Source organism: Sedimentitalea sediminis, from assembly GCF_042687825.1.
Lineage (GTDB): Bacteria > Pseudomonadota > Alphaproteobacteria > Rhodobacterales > Rhodobacteraceae > Sedimentitalea.
This window is the reverse complement of sequence record NZ_JBHUQE010000004.1, coordinates 1-26,161: the sequence shown is the minus strand read 5'-3', so window position 1 is coordinate 26,161 and position 26,161 is coordinate 1. Positions and strand designations below refer to the sequence as shown.

The following is a 26,161-nucleotide window of genomic DNA, read 5'->3' as shown; positions in this document are numbered from 1 at the left end:
GGCCAACATCTCGCCCTGCTTCGTTGTTTCGTCGGGGTCCGGTCTGTGTGGCAGCGCCGGGACCCCTACGCGTCCGGTGGGACGCGATCTCTTCAGCTACACCCGCTGGTCGCGCCGCAGGTGTTGCATTTCATGCAGGTGCCGTTCCTGACCAGCGTATAGTTGCCGCATTCGCCGCAGGCCTCGCCCTCGTATCCCTGCATCCGCGCCTTGGTGCGCGCATCCAGCGACACGGTGCCGGTGGCCACCGCGGTGGTGGTCGTGGCGCTGATCGTCGCGGTTTCCGGCACCAGGGTCTGCAGGTCCGCGACGGCATTGGTTCCGTCCATCATGGCCGCCCCGACGGTCTGACCGCCCTGCAGCACCACCAGTTCCTGGGGCAGACGCTTGCGCAGATAGCCGGTCGAGCTGATCTGCTTTAACACCTCCAGCGACTTGCTGGCCGCGGTTTCGCTGATCTCGCTGACATTGGACACGCCCTCTTCCTCGCCGCGGCCCAGATCGTCAAAGGACGCGCCCTCGGGTTTGACATGCGCCAGATCGGTGCGGTCCAGATAGCTGACGGCCAGTTCGCGGAACACATAGTCCAGGATCGAGGTGGCGTTCTTGATGCTGTCATTGCCCTGCACCATGCCCGCCGGCTCGAATTTGGTAAATGTAAAGGCATCGACGAATTCCTCGAGCGGCACGCCATATTGCAGGCCGACGCTGACGGCGATGGCGAAATTGTTCATCATCGCCCGAAAGCCCGCGCCTTCCTTGTGCATGTCGATGAAAATCTCGCCCAGATTTCCGTCTTCGTATTCGCCGGTGCGCAGATAGACCTTGTGGCCGCCGACAATGGCCTTTTGCGTATAGCCCTTGCGCCGCTGGGGCATCTTTTCGCGGTGGCTCTTGACGATCTCCTTGACGATAACCTTTTCGACGATCTTTTCGGCCAGCACGGTCGCCTTTTCCTGCACCGATCCGCTTTCCAGCGTTTCGGCGGCTTCGTCGTCATCCTCGACCAGGGCCGCGGCCAGCGGCTGGCTCAGTTTCGAGCCGTCGCGATAGAGCGCGTTCGCCTTGACCCCCAGCGACCAGCTGAGTTCATAGGCCTTTTGGCAATCCTCGATGGTGGCGTCGTTGGGCATGTTGATGGTCTTGCTGATCGCCCCCGAGATGAACGACTGGGCCGCGGCCATCATGGTGATGTGGCTGTTGACGCTGAGATAGCGCTGACCCTTCTTGCCGCAGGGATTGGCGCAGTCGAAAATCGAATAATGTTCGGGCTTGAGGAACGGCGCGCCTTCCAGCGTCATGGTTCCGCAGACATGGTCGTTGGCCGCCTCGATGTCCTTTTTCGAGAACCCCAGATGCCGCAGCAGATCAAAGGTGGGGTCGCTCAGCTTTTCGGCCGGAATGCCCAGCACGTTCTGGCAGAATTCAGCGCCCAGCGTCCACTGGTTGAACACGAACCGGATGTCAAAGGCGCTTTGCAGCGCGGCGTCGACCTTGGCCAGTTCGTTGGGACCAAAGCCGTGCCCGGCCAGCGTGGTGTGGTTGATGCCCGGCGCATTGCCGATGGTGCCATGGCCGACCGCATAGGACACGATTTCCTCGATCTGTGCGCTGCCATAGCCCAGCGTTTCCAGCGCCGCCGGCACCGACTGGTTGATGATCTTGAAATAGCCGCCCCCGGCCAGCTTCTTGAACTTGACCAGCGCGAAATCCGGTTCGATCCCGGTGGTGTCGCAATCCATCACCAGCCCGATCGTGCCGGTCGGCGCGATCACCGTGGCCTGCGCGTTGCGATAGCCGTGGCGCTCACCCAGGCTCAGCGCCTCGTCCCAGGCCGACATCGCCAGATCGACCAGACGCGGATCCGGGCAGTTGCCATGATCCAGCGGCACCGGTTTGACGGCCAGTTTCTCATAGCCCTCGGTGGCGCCGCGGGCGGCACTGCGATGGTTGCGGATGACGCGCAGCATGTGGGCGCTGTTGCGTTCATAGCCGGCAAAGGCGCCCAGCTCGCCCGCCATCTCGGCGGATGTGGCATAGGCCACACCGGTCATGATCGCGGTCAGCGCCCCGCACAGGGCGCGGCCCTCGTCGCTGTCATAGCCATAGCCCATGTTCATCAAGAGCCCGCCGATATTGGCATAGCCCAGACCCAGGGTGCGGAAATCATAGCTGAGCTGCGCGATTTCCTTGGACGGGAACTGCGCCATCATCACGCTGATTTCCAGCGTCACGGTCCACAGGCGGCTGGCATGCATGAAATCCTCGGCCTGAAACCGTCCGTCCTTGAGAAAGGTCAGCAGGTTCATCGACGCCAGGTTGCAGGCGGTGTCGTCCAGGAACATGTACTCGGAACAGGGGTTGGATCCGCGGATCGCGCCGTCTTCGGGGCAGGTATGCCATTCGTTCACGGTATCGTGGTACTGGATGCCGGGATCGGCACAGGCCCAGGCTGCATGCCCCACCTGTTCCCACAGGTCGCGCGCCTTGACCACCTTGGCGACCTTGCCGTCGACGCGGTTGATCAGCTCCCAGTCGGCATCCTTTTCCACCGCCGTCAGAAACGCGTTGGTGACCCGGATCGAGTTGTTGGAATTCTGCCCCGAGACGCTGTTATAGGCCTCGGAGTCCCAGTCGGTGTCATAGGTCGGAAACTCGATGCCGGTATGGCCCTGCTTGGCGTAATCCAGAACCCGCTTGATATAGGTTTCCGGGATCATGTTGCGCTTGGCGTCGCGGATCGCCGTGCCCAGCGCGGCGTTGACCTTTGGGTCATAGGCATCCGCCTCGGCGCCGTCCCAGGCCTTGATCGCGGCGAACAGCCCGTTCAGCTTGGCCTCGTGCATCTTGGACCCGGCGACGATGCTGGCGACTTTCTGTTCTTCCAGCACCTTCCAGTTGATAAAGTCCTCGATATCCGGGTGATCGGCGTCGACGATCACCATCTTTGCTGCTCGACGGGTTGTCCCGCCTGATTTGATGGCGCCGGCCGCGCGGTCGCCGATTTTCAGAAAGCCCATCAACCCGCTGGACTTGCCGCCGCCCGACAGGGCCTCGCCCTCGCCGCGCAAATGGCTGAAATTGGTGCCGGTGCCGCTGCCGTATTTGAACAGGCGCGCCTCGCGGACCCACAGGTCCATGATGCCGCCGTCATTCACCAGATCGTCCTGCACGCCCTGGATAAAGCAGGCATGCGGCTGCGGGTGCTCGTAGCTGCTGGTGGATTTGGTCAGCTTGCCGGTCTTGTGATCCACATAGTGATGCCCCTGGGCCGGGCCGTCGATGCCATAGGCCCAGTGCAGGCCGGTGTTGAACCATTGCGGGCTGTTGGGCGCGGCGCGCTGGGTCGCCAGCATGAACCGCATCTCGTCATAATAGGCGCGGGCATCTTCCTCGGTGCTGAAATAGCCGCCTTTCCAGCCCCAATAGGCCCAGGCGCCGGCCAGGCGGTCAAAGACCTGCTTGGACGAGGTTTCGCCGCCCAGGTCGACATCGTCCCCATCGGGTACCGAGCGCCACAGAAATTCCGGCACGTTCTTTTCGCGCACCTTTTTCAGGCGACTCGGTACCCCGGCCTTGCGAAAGTATTTCTGGGCGATCACGTCACTGGCGACCTGGCTCCAGCTGGACGGCACCTCGACATTGTCGAGCCGGAACACCACCGTGCCGTCGGGGTTGCGGATTTCCGACGTGGCCGAAACGAAATCCAGCGCGGCATAGGCATCCTGTCCGGCGGTGGTGAATTTGCGTTCTATCTTCATGTGCGCTGCCTCTGTATTCCAGCATTTCCAGTCCGCCCGTCCGCCGGGCCTGTGCCGCGGTTCCGGCACGTTGTTCTTGTCCGCGGGGCGGTGGACACAGTCCCACTGTTGCCCCGCCATATGCGGGACCGATCCGGCGTGCGCTCCGGATATACAGTTGGGTTTTATATCGTTCCGTCCCTGTTGCTGCCCTGGCTATTCCTACCAGATTTAGTGGTGCAGCCACCGACACACACAATTTGGCGTATCCATGCCTAACTGGTCAACGCAATTTTTGACGCTTTTGTGACTCTTTTCTGTTGACCTGAAGCCCGGTTTTGAGGGTGCACAACCATAAGGCGATTTATCCACAGCTCGTTAACCGAAAAATTGCTGCGCTGCACCATCGGCGCCTGCGCGAAATTCCGCCTGTAAGACGGGCGTTCAGAATGCGATACTGGCCGGGACGGCTTGTGTCTTTCTGCATCGCAGCATTAGGGTGGCGCGCGACTCATCGCCATATATGGGGATAAGCCGTTCCGCCCTTTGGGTGACCATTTTTTTCGGAGATCCGCGTCATGCGACTCGCTTCTGCCCTGATTCTCGCACTACCCGGTGTGGTATTAGGCGCGTGTGGCACACCAGATATAGCTTCTTCCAGCGGAAAAGCCCGGTTCGCCGAATATCCCGACTCGCTGATCGCCGCCCTGCAATCGACCTGCAACGGCCCGGCCCAGACTTTTCGGCGACCGACGCCCGAGTCCGTGGAATGCCGCGAATACCTGCCGCCCGAACCCACCGCCGCGATCATCCTGACCTATGGCGGCATACCCGAGGATCTGCCGCAACTGGTGATCCGGTTCCGCACCCGCGCCGATGCGCCCGGATATCTCGTCGAAAACGAGGTGTTCCTGAATGTGCCGCAGAAATCCGGCCCGCCGCTGAAGGTCCGCCAACAGGACCCGCGGCTGAACCGCGAACTGGACGCACTGTATACCCGGGCCGGCGGCGTACCCGAACCCTGACGCGCGCTGATCCTGACGATGGCACCGCTGCACCTTTCTGGCGACCCGACCAGATACAGCGGCAGAGGCTGTCTGTCAGCCACCCGCGTCTGCAACCAGTCCTGTCCGATTGCCTTAGTCGGCCGCGTCCAGCAATCCAGTCTTGAATAGGATACCGGCGGCAATCGCCCCCAAAACCGGTGCAACGATAAACAGCCAAAGCTGTCCGATCGCCGTGGCACCCGCAAACAATGCCGGACCGATTGAGCGTGCCGGGTTGACGGAAACGCCGGTGATATTGATGCCGACGAGATGAATCACGACGAGCGCCAGACCAATTGCCAGACCCGCCATCGCAGTCGGCGCACCGCCCCCCGTGGCCCCGAGAATGACAACCATGAACAAAAAGGTTGCGACGAACTCGAAAACAAAGGCCGCAAGGACAGAATACTCGCCCATATAGCCCGCTCCCCATCCGTTTTGCCCCAAACCGTTGACCGCGACGCTATTATCGGCCTTGCCGCTGGCAATGATCAGCAAGACCAGCGCGGCGACGATTGCACCAGCGACCTGGGCAATCATGTGTCTGACCGCCTCTGGCCTCTGCATGCGTCCCGCCGCGACCATGCCAAGCGAAACCGCCGGATTGATGTGACAGCCGGACACGGGACGGATCCCATAGGCCATGCCGATCAGGGCCAGACCAAATGCAAAACTGATGCCGGTCAGACCGATTTCGGCCCCGGCGATGACGGCTGAACCACACCCCAGCAAGACCAGCGTGAACGTTCCTATGAATTTTCCCGCGAACACATCACGAGGCGCACTGATCGTGCGGCGCCGCGGCGGTGGAGGGGCATCAAGCTGATGAAAATTCCGTGCCGCATCGGCGGATTACCGGCGCGCGGAGATTTATCTTGCGACTGTCCTGCCGCAAAGAATGGTCGGGACGGCAAGATTCGAACTTGCGACCCCCTGTACCCAAAACAGGTGCGCTACCAGACTGCGCCACGCCCCGGACCGTGCGCCTCTCTAGCCGCCGCAATGCGATTTGAAAAGCCCTAACAGGGCCAGGCCGCCGCGGCACCGGAAAAAACCGGATGCCGAACCTGCGTGCCGTTGGCAATGCCATAGGCGGCGGCGAGACCGCCGTTGATTTCAAGCACCGCATAGACTTTGTCGCCGCCTTCGATCGGGGTGAGATCGCCGGGCTTGGCGCGATGATGCACCCGCGTGACCCGGCCCCGGCGGTCGATGAACAGCATGTCCAGCGGGATCAGCGTATTCTTCATCCAGAAACTGGCACGTTGCGGACGTTCATAGACGAACAGCATCCCGGCAGCACGCGGCAGGGTTTCGCGAAACATCAGGCCGCGCGACCGCGCGCCCGACGTGTCGGCCAGTTCGATCGAGAACCGCGCCTGGCCCCAGTCACCGCGCAGATACACCACATCGTCGCGACAGGCCGCCTGCACCGCCGATCCGCCGCCAAGCAGCAGCCCCAGCGTCAGCGCCACCAACGCCGCCTTCACTGATTTGATTTCACCGCTCCCGAGGCCACTTCCCAGGCCATCACCTCGGCCGCCATGCGACCGCGTTTGCCCTCGATCACCCGCATCGCCAGCGCCTCGCCGGGCTGCAGATCGGCCAGGCCGGACTGGCGCAACACTTCGATATGCAGGAACACGTCCTCCGGTCGGCCGAACACATTGGCAAAGCCAAAACCCTTGCCCTTGTCAAACCACTTGACCCGCGCGGGTTCCAGCGGTGCCGAGCGCAGCATTTCGTCGTCCAGTTCGGCGAAATCCGTCAGCACCGGCGAGTCGTCGCGTTCCGGCGGTGTGATATTGACGATCTCGACCGCCTGAACCCCGCGTTCGGTGCGATGGGTCACCACCTCTATTCCCGCGCCATCCGCGACCGAACTCTGACCAAAGTTCCGCAGCACGTTGACATGCAGCAATATATCGGGACCACCCTCGTCAGACACGACAAAGCCGAACCCCTTGACGGGGTCGAACCATTTCACCTGACCACGGACGTGATACATACTGCTTAAATCTTCTGCCACGGGCCAACCACCACATATGTGTTAGGGTATTATTACACGAAGTTGTTACTATTATTAAGCACCAATTTTGCCGAAAGAAAAACCCCTTTTCACAACAGTTTGCATTTCACGTGACGCGAAATTCAGGGGCTGAGTCGCTGAATCCGCCAGATTCCACCTGCATCCGGACGGTGCCAGGCAAAACGGTCGTGCAGCCGGAACGCGCCATCGGCCCAGAACTCGATATGGCTGGGTACGATGCGATAGCCGCCCCAGAACGGCGGGCGATCCGGGTTTGTTCCATGCCGGGCCGTCACCCGGGCCACTTCGGCCAGCAGCGCGGCGCGACCGCTCAGGGGCCGGGACTGGTGCGAGGCCCAGGCGCCCAGGCGGCTTTTCAGCGACCGCGAGGCGTAGTAGGCGTCGGCCTGAGCACCGTCTTCGCGGCTGATCGTGCCGCGCACCCGGATTTGGCGGCGCAGGGATTTCCAGTGCATGACAAAGGCCGCCTTGCCGGCGCCGTCCAGTTCCTGCGCTTTCTGGCTGCCGTAATTGGTGTAAAAGACAAAGGCATCCGCCTCGATCTCTTTCAGCAGCACCATGCGCACATTGGGCAGCCCCTCGGCATCGACGGTGCTCAGCGCGATCGCATTCGGATCGTTGGGTTCCGTTTCCTCGGCCTCGGCCAGCCAGCGCCGCGCGATGTCGAACGGATCGTCGCCCGCAAATATCCCATCCCTGTCGCTCATGTCGCCTCCTGCAATCGGACGCCGCAGGCTATTGCACCGCGGCGGCAACGACAAGCCCGTCGCCGCCCTTGATGCAGTCATGGCAATCGCCTAAAGGTCAAACCCTGAATGCGGAATGGGCGGAGAAGTTACATGTCAAATCAGCTGATGGCCGGAAAACGCGGCCTGATCATGGGTCTTGCCAATGACAAGTCGATCGCCTGGGGTATCGCCAAGGCGCTGGCCGATGCCGGTGCCGAACTGGCCTTTTCCTATCAGGGCGATGCGCTGAAAAAGCGGGTCACGCCGCTGGCGGAACAATTGGGCAGCGACCTCGTCCTGCCCTGCGATGTCGGCGAAGAGGGGTCGATCGACGCCCTGTTCGACGCGCTGAAACAGCGTTGGGACAATCTGGATTTCGTGGTGCATGCCATCGGCTTTTCCGACAAGAACGAGCTGCGCGGCCGCTATGTCGACACCAGCCGGGCCAATTTCCAGCTGTCCATGGACATCTCGGTCTATTCCTTTACCGCCGTGGTGCAGCGCGCCGAAAAGATGATGAACGCGGGCGGGTCCTGCCTGACCCTGACCTATTACGGTGCCGAGCGGGTGATGCCGCATTATAACGTCATGGGGGTGGCAAAGGCCGCCCTCGAAGCCTCGGTACGCTATCTGGCCGAGGATCTGGGCAAGGACGGTATCCGCGTCAACGCCATCTCCGCCGGCCCGATCAAGACCCTGGCCGCCAGCGGCATCGGCGATTTCCGATATATCATGAAGTGGAACGAGTATAATTCGCCGCTGCGCCGCAACGTGACCATTCAGGATGTCGGCGGCTCGGCGCTGTATCTGTTATCGGACCTGGGTGCCGGCACCACCGGCGAAGTGCTGCATGTGGACGCGGGCTATCACGTCGTCGGTATGAAAGCGGTGGACGCCCCGGATATCAGCAAGGGCTAGGCTTGGCTCCGGGCGAGCCGGCGCTTTAGCCCCTCGAGACCGCGCGCCATCGCCCAGTTGTGGTTGGCGGCAAGAACCGGCCACAGCAGCGGGGTCAGCGGACTCAGCAGCGGCTTGCCGGCCGCGACCCGCCAATCAAAGCGGATATCGGCGATCTCGCCCTTCTGGCGCAGGTGCCAGCGGCCCTGCCCGATCAGATCGCCGCGCGCCGCGATGGTCCAGCCGGTCGGCCGGTCGGCCGGTCGGCGCGGATCACCTCGGCCTGTCGACGCAGCGTGCAGGGCAGCCAGCCGCGGCTGTGACACCGCACCCGCCGCCCAAGGCCGGTGTCGTCGCCGGGCGCGACGACCTCGGCCGCCAGACAGACCGCGCCCACCATTCCGGCAGGCGTTCGACATCCGCCGGGATATCGGACACGGTTTCGATCCGCGCCGGCAGGCGCCACCGGGTTTGCAACAGACGTTCCGTCATGCCCGCCAGCTTGGCACATTCGACGCCGCCGCGCTTTCCTTCGCACCTGCTCTGCGCTAGAAATTCGGCAAAATCGAGGAGCCCGCGATGACCGGCAAAGACACTGGCAAGGACCCTGCGCGACTGCCACACGAAAAAGGCTTTCACATCAGCTGGGACCAGATTCACCGCGACAGTCGTGCCCTGGCCTGGCGGCTGGACGGACAGGGCCCCGAGGATGGCGCCTGGCGCGCGGTGGTGGCGATCACCCGCGGTGGCATGGCCCCGGCGATGATCGTCAGCCGCGAGCTGGACATCCGCACCGTCGACACGATCAGCGTCAAATCCTATGACCATCAGGCCCGGTCACAGGCCAAGGTGCTGAAATCCCCCGATACCGGGTTGATGGGCGATGGCACCGGGATCCTGATCGTCGATGATCTGGTGGACAGCGGCAAGACTCTGGAACTGGTGCGCGCGCTGTTTCCCAAAGCGCATTTCGCCACCGTCTATGCCAAGCCCAAGGGGCGCCCGATGGTCGACACGTTCATCACCGAGGTCAGCCAGGACACCTGGATTTTCTTTCCCTGGGACATGGCGCTGCAATATGTCGAACCCTATCGCGGCACCGACTGACGGGCGCCCTGCCACCTTGCGGCGGGGTGGCGGCGTCACCGGCTGGCCGCCACCATCGAGGTTTGAAATGACCAACAGTCGCACACAGGCCACGTTTGCATCGCCGATCGTCGAGACCCGGCGCTGGCTGGATGGTGTCGAGCACCCGGCCAACCGCCCGCTGATGCTGGTCTCGCAGGCGGCCCCGGTCGCGCCACCGCCCGCCGGGTTACGCCGCGCCATCGCCGATCTGATCCTGACCGATGACAGCACCCATCTTTATGGGCCGGTGCTGGGTCTGCCCGCCCTGCGCGACGCACTGGCGGCCCAGATCGGCCGCCACTATGGCGGCACCGTTGCGGCCCGGCAGGTGGCGATCACCGCAGGCTGCAACCAGGCCTTTGCCGCCGCTATCGCGGCACTGACGGGCCAGGATGACGAGGTCATCCTGCCCACACCCTGGTATTTCAATCACAAGATGTGGCTGGACATGAGTGGCGTGCGAACCGTGCCGCTGCCGGTGCAGCGCAACATGCTGCCCGACCCCGAACAGGCCGCTTCCCTGATCACCGATCGCACCCGCGCCATCGTGCTGGTGACACCGAACAACCCCACCGGCGCGGAATATCCCGCCGATCTGCTGCGCGCCTTTTTCGATCTGGCGCGGTCCCGCGGCCTCAGGCTGATCCTGGACGAGACCTATCGCGATTTCGACAGCCGGACAGGTGCGCCGCATGATCTGTTTGCCGATCCCGACTGGGACGATACGCTGATCCATCTCTATTCGTTTTCCAAGGCCTACCGGCTGACCGGCCACCGGGTCGGGGCGCTGGTGACGGCACCGGCGCTGCTGGCCGAGGCGGAAAAGTTTCTGGACACCGTCACCATCTGCCCAGCGCAGATCGGCCAGCATGCCGCGCTATGGGGCATACGCAATCTGCAGGACTGGCTGGCCGGTGAGCGCGCCGAAATCCTGGCCCGGCGCGCCGCAATCCGCGACAGGTTTCCGGCGTTGGCCGACCATGGCTGGTCGCTGGCCGGGCTGGGCGCCTATTTCGCCTATGTCGCGCATCCGTTCAGGTCGGCGTCCGAGCCGGTCGCGCGCGATCTGCTGCAGCGGGCCGGCATCCTGGCGCTGCCCGGCTCGATGTTCACCCCCGCCGGGGACCGCGACGGCGCCCGGCATCTGCGCATCGCCTTTGCCAATCTCGACCGCGAGGGCATCGCCACCCTGTTCGCGCGCCTGACATCGCTGCCGGTCTAAGCGCCGCTATGCATCTTGCTCCCCCAGAACGCGCGTCGTAGACAAGGCGGCGAAAAACAGGGCAGTTCGTTGCCAATTCAGGGGGTATCATGGCCGCAGGCGTAAAAAGTTTCTCCAAGACCTTTGTCTGGATCATTCTGGCATTGCTGATCGTCGGTCTGGCGGGATTTGGCGCCACCAACCTGTCAGGCACCGTCCGCAGCGTCGGCCATGCCGGCGATCAGGTGATCAGCGTCGACGCCTATGCCCGCGAATTGCAGCGCGAGATCCGCGCCCTCGAAGCACAGGCCGGCGAGCGCGTGCCGATGTCGCAGGTGCAGGCGATGGGGCTGGACCGGACGGTGCTGGCCCGGCTGGTGGCGATCGCCTCGCTGGATCACGAAGTGGCCGAGATGGGACTGTCCATCGGCGATGCGAACCTGCAGCAGGAAATACTGAAAGTGCCCGCGTTTCAGGGTATCGACGGCAAGTTCGACCGCGAGTCCTATCGCTTTGCGCTGAACCAGGCCGGCCTGAGCGAAGCCGAGTTCGAGGCTGAACTGCGCGCCGAGAACGCCCGCACCCTGGTGCAGGGCGCGATCGTGTCGGGCGCCACCATGCCCGACGTCATGGCAACGACGCTGGCCGATTTCATCGCTGCGCGACGCAGTTTCACCTGGGCGACGGTGACGGCCGACAATCTGCCAGAGCCGGTGCCAGCTCCCACCCCGGAGGAACTGCGCACCTTTTACGACGCAAATCCCGACCGGTTCAGCCTGCCGGAAACCAAGCGGCTGACCTATGTGCTGCTGACACCCGACATGATCCTGGATCAGGTCGAGGTCGACGCCGCCGCGCTGCGAACGCTGTATGACAGCCGCAGCGACGAGTTCGACCTGCCCGAACGGCGACTGGTCGAACGTCTGGTTTTTGCCAACGCCGCCGCTGCCGACCGCGCCAAGGCGCAGCTGGATGTCGCCGGCACCACGTTCGAGGCGCTGGTGGACGACCGGGGCCTGTCCCTGGCCGATATCGATCTGGGCGACGTGACGCGGGACGATCTGGACGATGCGGCCGAGGCGGTTTTTGCCGCCGATATCGGCCAGACGGTGGGGCCGCTGCCCTCGCCGCTGGGACCGGCACTGTTCCGGATCAACGGCGTGCTCGAGGCCCGTACCACCGCATTTGAAGAGGTCGAGGACGAGTTGCGCGCCGAACTGGCCGGCGACCGCGCCCGACGGCTGATCGAGACCGGGGCCGGCGACATCGACGACCTGTTGGCCGCCGGCGCGACGCTGGAAGAACTGGCCAACGAGACCGACATGCAGCTGGGCCGGATCGACTGGACCGCCGAGGCGACCGGGGACGTGGCCGCCTACGAATCCTTCCGCGCGGCCGCCGCCGCGGTCACCGAAGCGGATTTCCCGGCCGTGACCTACATGGACGAAGGCGGTATTTTTGCCTTGCGGCTGGACGAGGTGCTGCCGGTACGCCCCGAACCCTTTGACACAGCGCGCGACAAGGTGGCCGAGGCCTGGACCCGCGCGCAAACCGTTGAGGCGTTGCAGGCGCATGCGGAAACGCTTGTGCAAACGCTGGGCGAGTCCGGCGATTTCGCCGAGACCGGTTTGAGCGTGCGCGTCGAGAACGGCCTGACCCGCACCGCCTATCTCGAGGGCACGCCGGCCGATTTCATGGCGCGGGTCTTTGAAATGGACAAGGGCGATGTTCAGGTCATTTCCGGCGAGGACAGCGTGATGATCGTCCGGCTCGAGGACATGCGTCCCCCGGCGGACACGCCCGAGCTGACCGAGATGCGCCAGGCCCTGACCGAACGCCTGAACCAGAGCCTGTCCGAAGCGCTGTTCCGGGCCTATGTCAGCGATGTGCAGAGCCGGGCGAAACCGCAGATCGACCAGCGGGCGCTGAATGCGGTGCAGGCCAGTTTCCAGTAAAGGCGGCGCGTCATGGTCCTGACCCCCGAATTCGACAGCTTTGCCCGCGCCTACGAGGCCGGCCAGAATCAGGTGGTCTATGCCCGCCTGGCGGCCGATCTGGATACGCCGGTGTCGCTGATGCTGAAACTGACCGGCGCGCAAAAGGATGCGTTCATCCTGGAATCGGTGACCGGCGGCGAAGTGCGCGGACGCTATTCGATCATCGGCATGAAACCCGACCTGGTCTGGCGCTGCCGCGGCGAAACCGCCGAACTGAACCGCAGCGCCCGCTTCGATCCGGACAATTTCGAGCCGCAGGCCGGCAATCCCCTGGACGGGCTGCGCGCGCTGATCGCCGAAAGCCGCATCGCCCTGCCCGACAATCTGCCCCAGGCCGCGGCCGGGCTGTTCGGCTATCTGGGCTATGACATGGTGCGCCTGGTCGAGCACCTGCCCGACGTGAACCCGGACCCGCTGGGATTGCCGGATGCCTTGATGCTGCGCCCCTCGGTGGTGGCGGTGCTGGACGGGGTCAAGGGCGAAGTCACCGTGGTGTCGCCGGCCTGGGTCAGCGACGGGCAGACCGCCCGCGCCGCCTATGCCCAGGCCGCCGAACGGGTGATGGACGCGGTGCGCGATCTGGAACGCGCCATGCCGGCGGAATCCCGCGATCTGGGCGAAGCCGCCGAGATCGCCCCGCCGGTCAGCAACTTTACCCCCGAGGCCTATCGCGCCGCGGTCGAGACCGCCAAGGACTACATCCGCGCCGGCGACATCTTTCAGGTGGTGCCCAGCCAGCGCTGGACCCAGGCCTTTCCGCAGCCGCCCTTTGCGCTGTATCGCAGCCTGCGCCGCACCAACCCGTCACCCTTCATGTTCTATTTCAATTTCGGCGGGTTCCAGGTGATCGGCGCCAGCCCCGAAATCCTGGTGCGGGTCTTTGGCAACCAGGTCACCATCCGCCCCATTGCCGGCACCCGGCCGCGCGGCGCCACGCCCGAAGAGGACCGCGCGCTGGAAGCCGATCTGCTGGCCGATAAAAAGGAGCTTGCAGAACATCTGATGCTGCTGGATCTGGGCCGCAACGACACCGGTCGCGTCAGCAAGGTCGGCACCGTGCGACCGACCGAGAAATTCATCATCGAACGCTATTCCCACGTCATGCATATCGTCAGCAATGTCGTCGGTGAACTGGCCCCGGACAAGGACGCGCTGGATGCGTTCTTTGCCGGCATGCCGGCGGGCACGGTCAGCGGTGCCCCCAAGGTGCGCGCCATGGAGATCATCGACGAACTGGAGCCGGAAAAGCGCGGCGTCTATGGCGGCGGCGTCGGTTATTTCTCGGCCGGCGGCGACATGGACATGTGCATCGCGCTGCGCACCGCCGTGGTGCAGGACCGCAAGCTGTACATCCAGGCCGGCGGCGGCGTGGTCTATGACAGCGATCCCGAGGCCGAGTTCCAGGAAACCGTGCACAAGTCCAATGCCATCCGCCGCGCCGCGGCCGACGCGGCGCGCTTTACCGGCAACGGCAACGACTGACGCCCCGGGCGCGACCGGGCGTGCCTGCCGCCGCTTGGGCCGGGCCGGTGCGCCTGCCATGTCCGTGGCTTCGGGCGCGCAGGGGCGCGTAGCCGGTCGCCACATCGGTCCCCCCGGTAACCACCATGTCACCACTGCGTGAGATCGGCTCTGCTGGGCTTTAAGTCCGGCGCCCCTGCCCCCAACCTAGGGCCAGCACAGGAGAGTCCCGACATGCCCACTGAACGCATCACCTTTCCCGGTCACGATGGCAGCGCGCTGGCGGCGCGTCTGGAACTGCCCGATGGTCCGCCTCTGGCGACGGCGCTGTTTGCGCATTGCTTTACCTGCGGCAAGGACATCGCGGCGGCGCGGCGCATCGCCCGCCGGCTGGCGCATATGGGCATCGCGGTGCTGCGGTTCGACTTTACCGGTCTGGGCCATTCAGAGGGCGAATTCGCCAATACCGATTTCACGTCGAATACCGGCGATCTGATCGCCGCGGCGCGCTATCTGGACGGCCGTGGCCTGGCGCCGGACCTGGCCATCGGCCATTCGCTGGGTGGCGCCGCGACCCTGAAGGCCGCCAAAGACATTCCCAGCCTGAAAGCCGTGGCAAGCATCGGCGCGCCGTTCGATCCGGCCCATGTCAGCCACAATTTCGCCGAGGCGCTGCCCGAGATCCGCAGCCGCGGCAGCGCCCAGGTCTGCCTGGGCGGCCGGCCGTTCCGGATCAGCCGTGGATTTCTCGACGATATCGAATCCAGTTCGCTGAGCGCGGCACTGGCCGGCCTGAAACCGGCGCTGCTGGTGATGCACGCGCCGCGCGACGCCGTTGTCGGCATCGACAACGCGGCGCAGATATTCCAGGCCGCGAAACATCCCAAGAGCTTTATCACGCTGGATGATGCCGACCACCTGATCAGCCGCGCCGAAGATGCCGAATATGCCGCCGAGGTGATCGCCGCCTGGGCCGGGCGCTACCTGGACCTGACGCCGCCCGCGCCGCCGCCGGGCGCCCCCGAAGGCATCACCCGAGTCAGCGAGGCCGACCCCGACGGGTTTTTGCAGGACATTCAGTCCGGTCCGCGGCATCACATCCTGGCCGACGAACCCAGCGCCTATGGCGGTAGCGATCAGGGCCTGACGCCCTATGGGCTGGTCTCCGCCGGGCTGGGGGCCTGCACCTCGATGACGATCCGCATGTATGCCCGCCGCAAGAACTGGCCGCTGGATCATGTCCGCGTCGATGTCAGCCATGACAAGGTGCACGCCCAGGATGCGGACAGCGCCGGAAAGATCGACAGTTTTCTGCGCGAAATCACCCTGACCGGCGAACTGAATGCCGACCAGCGCGCCCGGTTGCTGGAAATCGCCAACAGATGCCCGGTGCATCAGACCATGGAACGCAGTTCGCGGGTCGAGACCCGGCTGGTCGACTGACCCGGGCCGCGCCCCGCCTGCCCGGCGCCTCCCAATTGACCTATGTCAAGGCGTCGCGCGCCGATCCGTGACCAAATTTCGGCGGTTGTTCGATTGCAATCGTCGAAGGGGAAACCAACATGGGACTATTCTCGAAACTGTCCGGCAGCGCCGACCTGGTCAATGGTATGGCCGACCGGCTGGATGCCGATCTGGCCGACGCCATCTGCCGCGATCCCGAGTCGCAGGCCGCCAAGTTCCGCAGCATGGTGATCACCTGCTCGGCCTGCAGCGATCAGGAAGGCTGTGCCGAGTTGCAGAGCCGTGAGGACCACTTTGAATCCGCGCCGGACTACTGCCTGAACAAGGACATTCTGGAAGCCGCCCGCCGGCGTTGATCCGCCCCGCCTGCCTATTGCGGGCGATAACGGCTGATCATGCAATAGGCCTTGCGCGGGCCATGTACCCGCCAGGTCACCCGAAATCGCGGCCAGTCCGAAAAATCGTAGCCCGCTTCATATTGATCCGGGTCGCACCAGTGTGCGCTGCGCCCGCCCATCGGTGGCACGGTGTGAAAGAACCGGCCATCCTCGAACCAGACGCTCAGATCCGCATGCCAGACATGGCACCGCGACGCCGATATCGCCGGTTGTCCAGCGATGCGCAGCATGCCGGTTTCAACCTGGCGCAATCCCGCGTCACAGGGTTGCCATTCGGCCAATCCGGTGAATTCGGCGCGCGCCCCGTCAACATGGCGGATCCGGCGGCGCAGCTGCCACCTGCCCTGAAAATCGCTCAGCCGGCGCGGTCGCCTCACCACGGCGCATCCGGCCCATGATGCTCGGCAGGCAACATGCCGGACCGCAGGCGCCCACGGCTCTGCCCCGGCCCGGCGCAGCCAATCCGCCTCAAACCACCGCTCGCGCCTTGTGGCGCTGCACCGCTCGGTCTATGAGGCGGCGCAACTGCCGTTTCAAACAAAGGTGCCGCACCCGATGATCCCCCGCTATTCCCGCCCCGACATGGTCGCCATCTGGAGCCCAGAAAGCAAGTTCCGCATCTGGTACGAGATCGAGGCACATGCCTGCGATGCCATGGCCGATCTGGGCGTGATCCCGCGCGAGAACGCCGAGGCCGTGTGGAAGGCAAGGGATGTCGAATTCGACGTGGCCCGGATCGACGAGATCGAAGCCGAGACCAAGCATGACGTCATCGCCTTTCTGACCCACCTGGCCGAACATGTCGGCAGCGAAGAGGCCCGGTTCGTGCATCAGGGCATGACCAGTTCCGACGTGCTGGATACCTGTTTCAACGTGCAGCTGGTGCGCGCCAGCGACATCCTGATCGAAGACATCAAGGGGTTGTTGGCCGCCCTGAAAAAACGCGCTTACGAGCACAAGGACACCATCCGCATCGGCCGCAGCCACGGCATCCATGCCGAACCGACCACCATGGGCCTGACCTTTGCCCGCTTCTATGCCGAGATGGACCGCAACCTGAACCGGCTGGAAAAGGCGCGCTATGAAATCGCCACCGGCGCGATCTCGGGCGCGGTGGGGACCTTTGCCAATATCGACCCGGCGGTCGAGGAACATGTCTGCGCCAAGCTGGGCCTGCAGCCCGAACCGATCAGCACCCAGGTCATTCCGCGCGACCGCCATGCCGCGTTCTTTGCCGCCCTTGGCGTGGTCGCCAGCAGCATCGAGAACGTCGCCACCGAGATCCGCCACATGCAGCGCACCGAGGTGCTGGAGGCCGCCGAGTTCTTCTCGATGGGTCAAAAGGGGTCCTCGGCGATGCCGCACAAGAAGAACCCGGTCCTGACCGAGAACCTGACCGGGCTCGCCCGTCTGGTGCGGATGACCGTGGTCCCGGCGATGGAGAACGTGGCGCTCTGGCACGAGCGTGACATCTCGCACAGCTCCGTCGAGCGCAATATCGGCCCGGATGCCACGATCACGCTGGATTTCGCCTTGGCCCGCCTGACCAACGTGATCGAAAAGCTGCTGGTCTATCCCGACAACATGCTGGCCAACATGAACAAGTTCCCCGGCCTGGTGATGTCGCAGCGGGTCCTGCTGGCTCTGACCCAGGCCGGCGTCAGCCGTGAGGACGCCTATAAGATGGTGCAGCGCAACGCGCTCAAGGTTTGGGAAACCGGCTGCGACTTCAAGACCGAGCTGCTGGCCGACGCCGACGTGGTCAAGGCGCTGTCGGTCGACGAGATCGAAGAGAAATTCGATCTGGGCTATCACACCAAACATGTCGACACGATTTTCAAGCGGGTTTTCAAAGACTAATCCAGCAAGCCTCGATTGCGACCGCGGCCCGCACCGGCGTCCTCACGCCTTTGTGGGCCGTTTTCGTTTTGTGAAACCGCCGTTGCGGGCTAGGGTTAGGCGTCAAGACCGACGCCCGGCACCTTTGCCGGGACCCAATGGAGGATTGCCGATGACCCTCAGAACCGGTTTGGCCGCGCTGGCGCTGATCCTGCTGCCCGCGGTGTCTTATGCCTATTGCGCGGACCGTGGCAACCAGGCCTATTCCTGTGCCCCCGGCACGGTCTGGGATCTTGCCACGCAAAGCTGCGTCAAGCAGGCCAGCAGCTAGGCGCGATGCCACGCCGGCGCGACGCGGACGCCCCCTGCGGGCGGAGGCAGTGGCGCGGATGACGTTCCGCGCCGGTCTTGCAGTCCGCCCAGTTTCTTTTGATATGTGTCTGTGACGAAACGAGGCTTTTGAACGTAGCGATGGGACAGATGATGCGATTGATACTTGCCCTTTTCCTGGTGATCCCCGGTCTGGCCTTTGCGGCCAGCGACAGCGGTTGGCCCTCGACCACCAAGCCGCCGAAACCCACCGCGACCACGAAATCCTGCAAGGGTGTCACGGTCTGGGACGCCAAGACCCAGAAATGCGTCAAACCCAAGGGCGCGGCGCTGGACAGCGAAACCCTGTATCAGGCGGCGCGCGAACTGGCCTATGCGGGGCGCGTTCTGGACGCGCAGGGCGTGCTGGGCGCAATGCCCGACCAGAGTGAGGACCGGGTGCTGACCTATTGGGGCTTTACCCATCGCAAACTGGGCCATGTCGAACAGGCACAGGCCTATTACGACCGGGCAATCGCACAGAATCCCGACAACATCCTGGCGCGCTCCTACATGGCGCAGGGCTATGTTCAGGCGGGCCGCATGGACGCTGCCATTGCCCAATGGCGCGAGATCAAGGCGCGGGGCGGCACCGGCACCTGGGCCGAAACGTCGCTGCGCCAGGCGATCCGCAGCGGCAGCACGTCCGACTACTGACTTTCAGCGTTTGTTTACAGCTGTCGGCCTAGACTGCGGGCATCCCCCCCGGACAGGGCATGCAGCAAGGGCAGACAGATGCAGAAAGACGCGGCGATATCGAAATTGCCTGTGGTGGCAAAGGACGTCGGGCCAGGTCAGATCGCGGCGCCCAAACCGCGCCCGCTGGACAACAGGGCCAAGGCGGCCATCGTGGTGCGTCTGCTGCTGAACGAGGGCGCCGATCTGCCGCTCGAGGATCTGCCGGACGATCTGCAGGCACGGCTGATCCAGCAGATGGGCAAGATGGGGCTGGTGGATCGCAACACGCTGGCTGCGGTGATCGAGGAATTTGCCACCAAGCTGGACGGCATCGGACTGGCCTTTCCCAATGGGCTGGCCGAGGCGCTGAACGCAATGGACGGCAAGATCAGCCCGCAAACCGCCGCACGCCTGCGCAAAGAGGCCGGTGTGCGTCAGGCCGGCGATCCCTGGACCCGCCTGCGCGCTGTACCGGTCGCCGATCTGGCGTCGATGATCCAGGCGGAAAGCATCGAGGTGGCGGCGGTGCTGCTGTCGAAACTGGACACCGCCAAGGCCGCCGCCTTGCTGGGCGAATTGCCCGGCCCGACGGCACGGCGCATCACCTATGCGGTATCACAGACCGGCCAGGTCACACCCGACGCGGTCGACCGCATCGGATTGTCTCTGGCCAGTCAATTGGACGACAAGCCCTTGTTGGCCTTTGAAGACGCGCCCGGCGAACGCATTGGTGCCATTCTGAACCAATCCGCCGCCACGATCCGCAACGACATGCTGACCGGGCTCGAGGAAACCGACGCCAAATTCGCGTTGGCCGTGCGCAAGTCGATCTTTACTTTTGCTCACATTCCGACCCGCCTGGAAACCCGCGATGTGCCCAAGATCATCCGCGCCGCCGACCCGGAGGTGCTGGTCACCGCGCTGGCCGCAGCGACTGACGAGGACACCAAGCGCGCCGCCGAGTTCCTGCTGGCCAACATGTCCAGCCGCATGGCGGACAATCTGCGCGAAGAGGTGCAGGAAAAGGGCGCGGTCAAGCTGCGCGACGGCGAGATCGCGATGAACGAAGTGGTGGCCGCCATCCGGGAACAGGAGCAGGCCGGCGAACTGGTCCTGATCGCCCCCGAAAGCGACGAGGACGAGGAAGGCGGCTGAGCCGACGAACCACGGCATCGGCCCAAGCGATGCCAGGCCTATTTCCGGACAGGATTCGCCCCGGAAACCCGGCAGGCACCTGCCCCGCCATCCACGATTTCCCGCGATCGCCTGAAATGGCACGGTGTCGCGGATGGTAGGCGTCTGGAGTCGCGGGCTCCGCGCCAAGGCGGGCCGCGCCATCCAAGCCGTACAGAACCCGGCCCTTCGCCAGGTCCAAGCACGGTCAAGATCTGGACGCTGCGCGACGGACCCGCCCGCACCCGCCCCGCCCCACCAGAATGCCACCGCAAGATGCTCGGGTCCGACAACCCCGAGGCAGACAGCCCTGGCTTTGCGGCACGGCAGTCTCGCAAACCAGCTCATCCTGTACCGTCAGAATACCGCCGCGGGACGCTCGGCATGTGCCGGCCCGGCACAGACTGTCCTGGTCTTTAGCCCACCAGGCCGGGCAGATAGAGAACGATGCCGGGAAAGGCGACCAGCAGGGCGATGGTCACCGCGTCGGCGATGAAAAACGGCATCACGCCGCGAAAGACGTCCTGCACCGTCAGATCCTCGCGCACCCCGGCGACCACGAAACAGTTCAGACCGATGGGCGGCGTGATCAGGCAGAATTCGGCCATCTTGACCACCAGGATTCCGAACCAGATCGCGCACATCGGGCCGGACATGCCAAAGGCGCTGTCGGCCGCCGCCACCGTCTCGCCGCCATTCAGCGCCATTACTGCCGGATAGACCACCGGCAGGGTCAACAGCAGCATGCCGATCGCATCCATGAACATGCCCAGCACCGCATAGGCCAGCAGAATGCAGATCAGGATCAGCATTGGCGACATCTGCAACGACGTGATCCACCCGGCAAAGGCTGCCGGCAATTCGGCGAATCCGAGAAAGCGCACATAGATCAGCACCCCCCAGATGATGGTAAAGATCATCACCGTCAGCTTGGCGGTATCCAGCAGCGCCGATTTCAGTTCCGACCAGCGCATGCCGCGGTACAGCGCCATCAGAAACACGATAAAGGCGCCCACCGCACCGCCTTCGGTCGGGGTGCCCCAGGCCTCGCCAAAGGGGTTGTAGACAAAGAAGATGATGATCACGACCACTGCCACGATCGGCAGCGCCGGGGGCAACGATACCAAGCGCTGGCGCCAGGTGAAACCACCGACCGGCGGGCCGACGGATTTGAACAGCACCGCGATGCCGACGATCAGCAGCGCATAGACCCCGGCGGAAAACGCGCCGGGGATGAACCCGGCCAGCAACAGCTTGCCGACATCCTGTTCGACAATGATGGCATAGATCACCAGGATCGCCGAGGGCGGGATCAGCGAGGCCAGCGTGCCCCCGGCCGCGACAACCCCGGCGGCGAATTGCTTGTTGTAGCCGATTTTCAGCATCTCGGGGATGGCGATACGGGCAAACACCGCCGCCGTCGCCACCGAGGCGCCGGAGACGGCGGCAAACCCCGCGGTGGCAAAGACGGTGGACACGGCCAGCCCGCCGGGCACCCAGGCGATCCAGCGTTTTGCAGCCTCAAACAGCGCCGTTGTCAGGCGCGCGTAATAGGCCATGTATCCGATCAGAATGAAGACCGGGATCAGGCTGAGCACCTGGGCGCTGACTTTGGAATGCGGGGTCAGACCAGCGATGCGCACACTTATGGTCAGTGCCTTGCCGAACCGCGCCGGGTCATAGTCAAACCCGTTCCAGCGCAGCCAGACCAGGCCCACGAACCCGGCCATGGCCGCAGCAAAGGCGACGCGCATGCCCAGCACGACCATCAGCAGCAGGCCGGCACTGGTCCACAGACCGATCTCGATGGGTTCCATCATTCGTGCCCCGCAAGCTGGCCGGCCTCGGCCTGGGCCTGTTCTGCGACACTGAGATTGAGCGGCACAGCCACCGGGCGCTTCAGCCCCAGGACCAACGCCCGACCATAGCCCACCGCCTGCAGGATCAGTCGCAGAACCAGTACGCAAAAGGCCACGGGCACCACCAGCTTGCTGGGCCAGGTGGGCAGGCCGATATCGATGGAACTGTCCCGGCTGCACAGCGGGCGGGCGCAGTCGAACGAGCGGGCGAAATGCTCCCACGCACCCCAGGTGAGCGCCACGATCAGGACCAGAATCAGCAAGACCGAGATCAGTTCGAACAGCCACAGAACGCGCCCTTTCAGCGCCCCCACCAGCATGTCCATGCGGATGTGAGCGCCCTCGCGCTGGACATAGGAAACGCCCATGATCGCGATGACCGGCATCGCCGCCTCGATGTAGTCGACATAACCCAGCAAGGGTGCACCAAGGAATTTCCGCCCGGTGACCGAATAGGCGGCCAGAAACATCAGCGAGAATATCGCCAGCCCACTGAGCAATGCGCAGAACCGTTCGACGGGCAACAGGGCCCGGTCCAAGCGGCTGAGCAGGCTGGAATCCTCGAGCACCGCAGCAGTTTCGGCCATGTCATCCCCCGATTGAAATCGGGCGGCGCGCAGATATCACGCCGCCGCTTCAGTACAGCAATCGCGGCGTCAGTGGGTGGCCTTGGCGTCCGCCAGCGTGCTTTGCACCAGATCATACAACTCCTGACCCGGCAGGCCCTGGGCTTGGATATCGGCAATCCAGGTCGCATGGATCGGCGCCGCCGCCTTTTCGCGGAACGCCGCCAGTTCGGCTTCGCTCAGTTCGACCTTGGCGACGTTCTTTTCGGCCAGAACCGAATCCCATTTCTGCAACAGTGCGCCATAGTTCTGCAGATAATGCGCAATCGCCTCGTCCACGGAACTGTCCAATGCGGCACGGTGTTCGTCGCTGAGACTGTCATAGGCATCGATATTGACCACCACCGGGCAGTTCACCGTGCCGGGATTCAGGTTGGCGGTCCACCAGTCGGCCTGGTTGATCGTGCCAAAGGACAAATGGGCGTGCTGGGCAAAAGCCACCGTATCCACCACACCGGATTCCATCGCCTGATAGGCCTCGGTTGCGGTGACCGAGGTCGGCACCGCGCCGACCGCCTCGAACGCCTTGCCCAGACCGCCGGTGGCGCGCACCCGCATGCCGTCGAACTTGGCGAGTGTATCGCGCGGTTCGCCGGTGCCGACGATGTTGTACTGTGGCATCGGACTGGTCATCAGCAGCCGGGCGTTCCATTGCGCCATTTCCTCTTGCACCGCCGGGTGGGCATAGACCGCATGGCTGACCGCGACCTCCTGTGCCAGGTCCGAAACCCCCAGGAACGGCAGTTCGAGAACGGTTATCAACCGGTTCTTGTCCGGGTGATAACCAGCGCAGAACTGCGCCATTTCAAAAGCGCCGATCGAAATGCCGTCGAGGTTCTCGCGGTTTTTCGAAAGACCGCCATAGCTGACATTCAGGGTGAAATCCCCGTCTGTCTTGGCGCTGACCAGTTCGGCCAGTTTCTCGACATGCTCGGTAAAGGCCCGCCGCTTGCCCCAGACCGACACGTTCCATTCGGTGGCCGACGCATGGGCGGCAAAAGACAGGACCACGGCCGCCGCGGCGGCGCCGGTCAATACTCTGTTCATGATATACGCTCCCTTGTTGCGAACCGATGCATGGTCCGCTTGCCGAAAAGCTAGCGCGCGCCCGGGATTCTGCCAAGTCCCGACCGGCAGACCGGTTTTTCGTGGCCCCGGGGACGGCCGTTTGCGGCAAGTGGCGAAGCGAAACAAAATGTCGCACCATCTTGTCGCGGCCGGCCACCCACCCCATGGCAATTCGCGCCGCCGGAACGGCGAAACCGGTTGACAGGCAATGCCTTATATCAGAACGAAAAATCGCCTATTTGGGAAAGTTTTTTACAAAAATTTTCCCGTGATCGAAAAAACTTTACAAACAAATCGTTTTATTACCGCAAGTTATTTCATTATTTTCAGCCCCGGCTATTATCCTTCCGTGGAGCGTTAGGGGTGACGCTTCAATTCGCTCGGTTCAGAGCGATCTGTCATAGACCTAAAGGGAGTAGCGTCGCATGAGCACCACAGAAGCATCCGAAAAGACCGCGGAAAAGGTATATCCACCTTCGGCCGAGGTCGTATCACATGCCCTGATAGACAGTGCCAAATACGACGAGATGTACGCCGCCTCGATAAATGATCCCGAGGCATTCTGGGACGAGCACGGCAAGCGTATCGACTGGATCAAACCCTATACCAAAGTCAAGAATACCAGCTTTGAGCCTGGCAATATCGACATCCGCTGGTTCGAGGATGGCACGCTGAATGTCAGCGCCAACTGCATCGACCGCCACCTGGAAACCCGCGGCAACCAGACCGCGATCATCTTTGAACCGGACGACCCCAAGGAGCAGGCCCAGAGCATCTCGTATAACGATCTGCACCGCCGGGTCTGCCGGATGGCCAACATCCTCGAGGATCTGGGCGTGCGCAAGGGCGATCGCGTCGTCATCTATCTGCCGATGATTCCCGAAGCCGCCTATGCGATGCTGGCCTGCGCCCGGATCGGCGCGATCCATTCGATCGTGTTTGCCGGTTTCTCGCCCGACGCCCTGGCCGCCCGGGTCAATGGATCGGACGCCAAGGTGATCATCACCGCCGACGAAGCCCCGCGCGGCGGCCGCAAGACCCCGCTGAAATCCAATGCCGACGAGGCGCTGCTGCACTGCAAGGACACGGTGAAATGCCTGGTGGTCAAGCGCACCGGCGGTCAGACCACCTGGATCGACGGTCGCGACTATGATTACAACGAACTGGCGCTCGAGGCCGACGATTATTGCAAGCCCGCCGAGATGAATGCCGAGGACCCGCTGTTCATCCTCTACACCTCGGGTTCGACCGGCCAGCCCAAGGGCGTCGTGCATTGCACCGGTGGCTATCTGGTCTTTGCCGCGATGACCCACGAATACGTGTTCGACTATCACGACGGCGACGTCTACTGGTGCACCGCCGATGTCGGCTGGGTCACCGGCCACAGCTATATCGTCTATGGCCCGCTGGCCAACGGCGCCACCACCCTGATGTTCGAAGGCGTGCCGACCTATCCGGATGCCAGCCGTTTCTGGCAGGTTTGCGAAAAGCACAAGGTCAACCAGTTCTACACCGCGCCCACCGCGCTGCGCGCATTGATGGGCCAGGGCAACGAATTCGTCGAGAAATGCGATCTGTCCAGCCTGCGCATCCTGGGCACGGTCGGCGAACCGATCAACCCCGAGGCCTGGAACTGGTACAATGACATCGTCGGCAAGGGCAAATGCCCGATCGTCGACACCTGGTGGCAGACCGAAACCGGCGGTCACCTGCTGACCCCCCTGCCCGGTGCCCACGCGCTGAAACCCGGATCGGCGATGAAACCATTCTTTGGCGTGCAGACCGTGGTTCTGGACGCGCATTCCGGCGAAGAAATCCACGACTATCCCTGCGAGGGCGTGCTCTGTCTCAAGGACAGCTGGCCCAGCCAGATGCGCACCGTCTGGGGCGATCACGAGCGCTTTGAAAAGACCTATTTCAGCGACTACAAGGGCTATTACTTTGCCGGCGACGGCTGCAAGCGGGACGAAGACGGCGATTTCTGGATCACCGGGCGCGTCGATGACGTGATCAACGTTTCCGGGCACCGCATGGGCACCGCCGAGGTGGAAAGCGCGCTGGTGGCGCATGCCAAGGTCGCCGAGGCCGCCGTGGTCGGCTATCCGCACGAGATCAAGGGCCAGGGCATCTATTGCTATGTCACGCTGATGAACGGCGTCGAGCCCAGCGACGATCTGGTCAAGGAACTGCGCACCTGGGTGCGCACCGAGATCGGCCCGATCGCCAGCCCGGACGTGATCCAGTGGTCCCCCGGCCTGCCCAAGACCCGCTCGGGCAAAATCATGCGCCGCATCCTGCGCAAGATCGCCGAAAACGACTATGGCAGCCTGGGCGACACCTCGACCCTGGCCGATCCCTCTGTTGTCGATGACCTGATTGCGAACCGGGCGGGGTAATTGTCATGACCACATCGACGATGACCAAACCGGCAGTATTGAT

General features: G+C 63.7%; 23 protein-coding genes and 1 tRNA gene. 13 read left to right on the top strand and 11 right to left on the bottom strand.

All coding sequences use genetic code 11. The features are described 5' to 3' along the window. Positions 1-92 precede the first annotated feature (92 nt). Positions 93-3,761: a vitamin B12-dependent ribonucleotide reductase gene (locus tag ACFMPD_RS04820; protein ID WP_380992371.1), complete on the bottom strand. Its 3,669-nt coding sequence runs from the start codon at positions 3,759-3,761 to the stop codon at positions 93-95. 557 nt (positions 3,762-4,318) lie between these two features. Between ACFMPD_RS04820 and ACFMPD_RS04815 the strand changes: the two genes are divergently transcribed. Continuing rightward, positions 4,319-4,765, top strand: coding sequence for a hypothetical protein (locus ACFMPD_RS04815; RefSeq protein ID WP_380992369.1), 447 nt, complete (start codon positions 4,319-4,321; stop codon positions 4,763-4,765). 114 nt (positions 4,766-4,879) lie between these two features. On the opposite strand, the gene ACFMPD_RS04810 is transcribed toward ACFMPD_RS04815, so the two are convergent. The 5 genes from ACFMPD_RS04810 to pdxH form a co-directional block, all read right to left on the bottom strand. Beyond that, the gene (locus ACFMPD_RS04810; protein WP_380992367.1) at positions 4,880-5,557 is read right to left on the bottom strand and encodes an aquaporin; all 678 of its coding nucleotides are present in this window, start codon (positions 5,555-5,557) and stop codon (positions 4,880-4,882) included. A gap of 128 nt (positions 5,558-5,685) precedes the next feature. Further along, positions 5,686-5,762 (bottom strand) — tRNA-Pro (locus ACFMPD_RS04805). Between the two features lie 43 nt (positions 5,763-5,805). Further along, on the bottom strand, positions 5,806-6,276 hold the full coding sequence (locus ACFMPD_RS04800) for a DUF192 domain-containing protein (protein WP_380992365.1): 471 nt from the start codon (positions 6,274-6,276) through the stop codon (positions 5,806-5,808). Then, positions 6,273-6,815, bottom strand: coding sequence for a cold-shock protein (locus ACFMPD_RS04795; protein WP_380992363.1), 543 nt, complete (start codon positions 6,813-6,815; stop codon positions 6,273-6,275). The genes ACFMPD_RS04800 and ACFMPD_RS04795 overlap by 4 nt, the downstream gene beginning before the upstream one ends. A gap of 122 nt (positions 6,816-6,937) precedes the next feature. Then, positions 6,938-7,543 (bottom strand): pyridoxamine 5'-phosphate oxidase, encoded by a 606-nt coding sequence (gene pdxH / locus ACFMPD_RS04790; protein ID WP_380992361.1) that lies wholly within the window; start codon positions 7,541-7,543, stop codon positions 6,938-6,940. 132 nt (positions 7,544-7,675) lie between these two features. Here pdxH and fabI point away from each other — a divergent pair, with 132 nt between their 5' ends. Beyond that, a complete protein-coding gene (fabI, locus tag ACFMPD_RS04785) occupies positions 7,676-8,482 on the top strand; it encodes an enoyl-ACP reductase FabI (protein ID WP_380992359.1) in 807 nt (268 codons plus the stop codon). On the opposite strand, the gene ACFMPD_RS04780 is transcribed toward fabI, so the two are convergent. Then, complete coding sequence (locus ACFMPD_RS04780; protein ID WP_380992358.1) at positions 8,479-8,787, bottom strand: SRPBCC family protein; 309 nt, start codon at positions 8,785-8,787, stop codon at positions 8,479-8,481. The two genes, fabI and ACFMPD_RS04780, sit on opposite strands and share 4 nt — an antisense overlap. 253 nt (positions 8,788-9,040) lie before the next feature. On the opposite strand from ACFMPD_RS04780, the gene gpt reads away from it, so the two are divergent. The 6 genes from gpt to ACFMPD_RS04750 all read left to right on the top strand — a co-directional run bounded on the left by gpt (position 9,041) and on the right by ACFMPD_RS04750 (position 16,068). Further along, positions 9,041-9,568: a xanthine phosphoribosyltransferase gene (gene gpt, locus ACFMPD_RS04775; protein WP_380992356.1), complete on the top strand. Its 528-nt coding sequence runs from the start codon at positions 9,041-9,043 to the stop codon at positions 9,566-9,568. Between the two features lie 67 nt (positions 9,569-9,635). Next, entirely contained in the window at positions 9,636-10,811 is a 1,176-nt protein-coding gene (locus ACFMPD_RS04770) for an aminotransferase (RefSeq protein ID WP_380992354.1), read from the top strand. A gap of 89 nt (positions 10,812-10,900) precedes the next feature. Further along, positions 10,901-12,745 (top strand): peptidyl-prolyl cis-trans isomerase, encoded by a 1,845-nt coding sequence (locus tag ACFMPD_RS04765; protein ID WP_380992352.1) that lies wholly within the window; start codon positions 10,901-10,903, stop codon positions 12,743-12,745. Between the two features lie 12 nt (positions 12,746-12,757). Then, positions 12,758-14,269: an anthranilate synthase component I gene (trpE, locus tag ACFMPD_RS04760; RefSeq protein WP_380992350.1), complete on the top strand. Its 1,512-nt coding sequence runs from the start codon at positions 12,758-12,760 to the stop codon at positions 14,267-14,269. A 213-nt stretch (positions 14,270-14,482) separates the two neighbouring features. Then, complete coding sequence (locus tag ACFMPD_RS04755; protein WP_380992348.1) at positions 14,483-15,691, top strand: bifunctional alpha/beta hydrolase/OsmC family protein; 1,209 nt, start codon at positions 14,483-14,485, stop codon at positions 15,689-15,691. Positions 15,692-15,810: 119 nt separating this feature from the next. Continuing rightward, positions 15,811-16,068 carry a DUF6455 family protein gene (locus tag ACFMPD_RS04750; protein ID WP_380992346.1) on the top strand — a complete coding sequence of 86 codons (258 nt, stop codon included), beginning with the start codon at positions 15,811-15,813 and terminating at the stop codon, positions 16,066-16,068. 14 nt (positions 16,069-16,082) lie between these two features. Here ACFMPD_RS04750 and ACFMPD_RS04745 read toward each other — a convergent pair whose 3' ends face one another. Next, positions 16,083-16,487 carry a DUF6314 family protein gene (locus ACFMPD_RS04745; protein ID WP_380992344.1) on the bottom strand — a complete coding sequence of 135 codons (405 nt, stop codon included), beginning with the start codon at positions 16,485-16,487 and terminating at the stop codon, positions 16,083-16,085. Positions 16,488-16,665: 178 nt separating this feature from the next. On the opposite strand from ACFMPD_RS04745, the gene purB reads away from it, so the two are divergent. From purB to ACFMPD_RS04725, 4 genes are all read left to right on the top strand, one after another. Next, positions 16,666-17,970 carry an adenylosuccinate lyase gene (gene purB, locus ACFMPD_RS04740; protein ID WP_380992703.1) on the top strand — a complete coding sequence of 435 codons (1,305 nt, stop codon included), beginning with the start codon at positions 16,666-16,668 and terminating at the stop codon, positions 17,968-17,970. Positions 17,971-18,121: 151 nt separating this feature from the next. Beyond that, positions 18,122-18,280, top strand: coding sequence for a carbohydrate-binding module family 14 protein (locus ACFMPD_RS04735; protein WP_380992342.1), 159 nt, complete (start codon positions 18,122-18,124; stop codon positions 18,278-18,280). A gap of 152 nt (positions 18,281-18,432) precedes the next feature. Continuing rightward, positions 18,433-18,975 carry a tetratricopeptide repeat protein gene (locus ACFMPD_RS04730; RefSeq protein WP_380992340.1) on the top strand — a complete coding sequence of 181 codons (543 nt, stop codon included), beginning with the start codon at positions 18,433-18,435 and terminating at the stop codon, positions 18,973-18,975. 78 nt (positions 18,976-19,053) lie between these two features. Then, on the top strand, positions 19,054-20,151 hold the full coding sequence (locus ACFMPD_RS04725; protein ID WP_380992338.1) for a flagellar motor switch protein FliG: 1,098 nt from the start codon (positions 19,054-19,056) through the stop codon (positions 20,149-20,151). A 434-nt stretch (positions 20,152-20,585) separates the two neighbouring features. Here the strand turns inward: ACFMPD_RS04725 and ACFMPD_RS04720 are convergent, their stop codons facing one another. From ACFMPD_RS04720 to ACFMPD_RS04710, 3 genes are all read right to left on the bottom strand, one after another. After that, positions 20,586-21,986, bottom strand: a complete 1,401-nt coding sequence (locus ACFMPD_RS04720; protein WP_380992701.1) for a TRAP transporter large permease — start codon at positions 21,984-21,986, stop codon at positions 20,586-20,588. Next, positions 21,986-22,615 carry a TRAP transporter small permease subunit gene (locus ACFMPD_RS04715; RefSeq protein WP_380992336.1) on the bottom strand — a complete coding sequence of 210 codons (630 nt, stop codon included), beginning with the start codon at positions 22,613-22,615 and terminating at the stop codon, positions 21,986-21,988. The genes ACFMPD_RS04720 and ACFMPD_RS04715 overlap by 1 nt, the downstream gene beginning before the upstream one ends. A 69-nt stretch (positions 22,616-22,684) precedes the next feature. Further along, a complete protein-coding gene (locus tag ACFMPD_RS04710) occupies positions 22,685-23,701 on the bottom strand; it encodes a C4-dicarboxylate TRAP transporter substrate-binding protein (protein WP_380992334.1) in 1,017 nt (338 codons plus the stop codon). 446 nt (positions 23,702-24,147) lie between these two features. Here ACFMPD_RS04710 and acs point away from each other — a divergent pair, with 446 nt between their 5' ends. Beyond that, entirely contained in the window at positions 24,148-26,118 is a 1,971-nt protein-coding gene (gene acs, locus ACFMPD_RS04705; RefSeq protein WP_380992332.1) for an acetate--CoA ligase, read from the top strand. Positions 26,119-26,161: the final 43 nt, after the last annotated feature.